General features: G+C 65.5%; 2 protein-coding genes. Both read right to left on the bottom strand.

What is annotated here, in order from left to right; genetic code table 11:
* Nucleotides 1-1,835: penicillin-binding protein 1A (locus tag VK533_RS12140; protein WP_324377988.1), on the bottom strand; the 1,835-nt coding region annotated here is incomplete at its 3' end.
* 96 nt (nucleotides 1,836-1,931) lie between these two features.
* Nucleotides 1,932-2,684, bottom strand: coding sequence for a methyltransferase (locus VK533_RS12135; protein ID WP_324377986.1), 753 nt, complete (start codon nucleotides 2,682-2,684; stop codon nucleotides 1,932-1,934).
* Nucleotides 2,685-2,819 lie beyond the last annotated feature (135 nt).

The raw sequence follows: 2,819 nt of genomic DNA, 5'->3' as shown, positions 1-2,819 counted from the left end.
CAGCCTTCGCACGGGCGGTTGTCCGCGCGCCAGATGACCTTGCCGTGGCGATCCTGGACATAGTCGATCAAAGTCGGCTTCACCTGCCGGCCTTGGTTGGCGAGCATCGAATAAGCGTTGACCATGCGCAGCACGGTCGTTTCGCCCGCGCCGAGCGAATAAGCGATGTAGGGCGGGTAATCGCCGACGCCCATCTGCTTGGCGAGGCCGACCACCTTGTCCATGCCGGCGGCGGTGGCGGCGCGTACCGTCATCAGGTTGCGCGATTGCTCGACGCCCCAGCGCATCGTCTGCGGGCCGGCATAGCCGCCGGAGAAGTTGCGGAAGCATTTGGTGCCGAGAGACACCGTCTGGAACACGCAGAAGGGGCCATCGACGATGATCGACGCGGGGGTCATGCCGCTGTCGAGCGCGGCCGAATAGACGAACGGCTTGAAGGCCGATCCCGGCTGGCGCAGCGCCTGGGTGGCGCGGTTGAAGCTGTTATGGCTGTCGAACCCGCCCTGCATCGCCACCACCTGGCCGGTGTGCGGGTTTTCGGCGACGAAGCCGCCCGAAATTTCGGGGATGGAGCGCAACGCCCAACCGCTGCCCGCAGGCGCGACCAGCACGATGTCGCCGGTCTTCAGGAAATCGAAAGCGCGCCCGCCGATGCCGCGCTTGGGCGCGGCGCCGCCCCACGGGAAGAGCTGGCTTTTGCTGCCGTCGGCGAAACCGATCGACGCGCTGGTAGGCGACTTTTCGAGGATCAAAGCGGCGCGCCAATTGGCATAGCCGGTCTCGATATTGGCGCTCGCGAGCTTGGCCGGCCAGTCGGCACCCACATCCATATGGCCCGATCGTCCACGCCAGCCCGCTGCCGCCTCATAACGGACGAGGCCGTCGCGCAGCGCCCCTTCGGCCGCCTTCTGCGCGGCCGGATCGAGCGAAGTGCGGACCCACAGGCCGCCGGCATAGACGCTGTTCGAGCCATCGCCGATATCGGTGCCGTATTTGGCGATCAGCTCGCGCCGCACCTCTTCCATATAATAGCCCTCATAGGGCTTTTCGGCATCGCGGCGCGCGTCGGAGCGGTCAACCGTGCCGAGCGGGCTGGCGTCGGCCGCCTGCTCCTGCGCGGCGGTGATGTAGCCGTTCAATCGCATTTCGCGCAGCACATAGGCCCGCCGATCGAGCGCGCGGTCGGTATGGCGGTCGGGATCGTAGTTGGACGGCGCGCGCGGCAGCGTCGCCAGATAGGCGGTCTGCGGCAGGGTGAGTTCGGTCACGTCCTTGCCGAAATAGGCCCGTGCCGCGGCTTCCACGCCATAAGCGTTCCGGCCGAGGAAAATCTGGTTGAGATAGAGTTCAAGGATCTGCTGCTTCGACATCGCATTTTCGATGCGGATCGCGAGCGCGGCTTCACGGATCTTGCGCGTCGGCGAATATTCGCCGCCGATCAGCAGATTCTTGGCGACCTGCTGGGTGATGGTCGATCCGCCGTGCGCGCGTTTGCCGGTGCCGCTCTTGCGCGCATAATCGAACACCGCGAACAGGAAGGACGACGGGTCGATACCGTGATGGGTGAAGAAGGTCTTGTCCTCGGCCGAGATGAAGGCATGGACCAATTGCGGCGGGAATTCGTCGAAGGCGAGTTCGACGCGGCGCTCGCGCGCGAAGCTGTAGACGGGCGTGCCATCCAGCGCGCGAACGTTGGTCGGCAGCGGCGGCTCGTAGCTCAGCAATTTATCGGTCGAGGGCAGGCCGCGCAGGAACAGCAGCCAGAAGATCGCATAAGCGACGACGAGAAAGCCCAACAGGCCGAGCAGCCCGCGCACGCGGCGCTTGGCGAGCATGTTGCGGACCGGCTCTGGCAGATGGATTTCGGGGAAAGCGAGCTTCACGGGGCACGCGTCTAGAGCTTTTGGCGCGCTATCGCCATGGCCTAAAGCTTATTTCCCGCCGGGTTTGCGGAAGCGCAGGACGAACTGATCGGTGTGGCCGCGGATCGACGGATCGAACACCTTGAGCGTGCGCGTGTCGGCGGAGTTGGCGAGCACCTTGCTCTCGCCGTCAAACTTGAAACCGGCGGCCTCGACCTCCTTGCGCACGGTCGCCTCGTCGATGCGATGGAGCGTATTGGTGTCGGTCAGGCCGGAACCGGCCGGGGCCGAATGGTCCAGCACGATATAGACGCCGCCCGGGCGGACGATCCCGTACAGGACCTTGTTGAACGCGACCACATCGAGCCCGGGGACATTGTGGAGGTCGTGATAGTTTTGCGAGGTCCACACCACGTCGGCGATGTTCTGCGGGCCGGGCGCCAGCGCGGGATCGTGCAGCGCCTGGACATTCTTGTGCGCGGGCTCGGCGGCGATTGCGTTGACGGCATCCAGCGACTTGGGGCGGCCGGCAAACATCTCGTCCGGAACGTAAGCGAGAACCTTGCCGGTCGGTCCGACCGCGGTGGAAAACAGGCGCGTGAAATAGCCGCCGCCGGGCAGGATATCGATCACCACCATGCCGGGCTTCACGCCGGCGAAAGCGAGCATGTCGGCGGGCTTGCGTTCTGCATCGCGATCGCGGTCGGCGGCGGGGCGCCCCGGATCGGCGACGGCTGTCGCGATCGACGGGGCCGGATCGGCCGCCTGGGTCGATGCCGTTGCGAGCAACAAAGCGAGCGTAAGACTGGCGGCGCGGATCATGGCAATTCCTCCCGGTCCCTGGTCTTGCCGACCAGTTGTCGCGCGAAATGCGCTTCGACCGCGCGCCGTACGCCGATTGCGATCTTGTGGCGATAGTCTTCCGACGTGAGCAACGCGAGGTCGTCATCGTTGGAG

The sequence above is a fragment of the Sphingomonas sp. genome (assembly GCF_035317925.1).
Taxonomy (GTDB): Bacteria; Pseudomonadota; Alphaproteobacteria; order Sphingomonadales; family Sphingomonadaceae; genus Sphingomonas_I.
The sequence above is the reverse complement of the archived record's forward strand: the minus strand, read 5'-3'. Positions and strand labels throughout refer to the sequence as shown.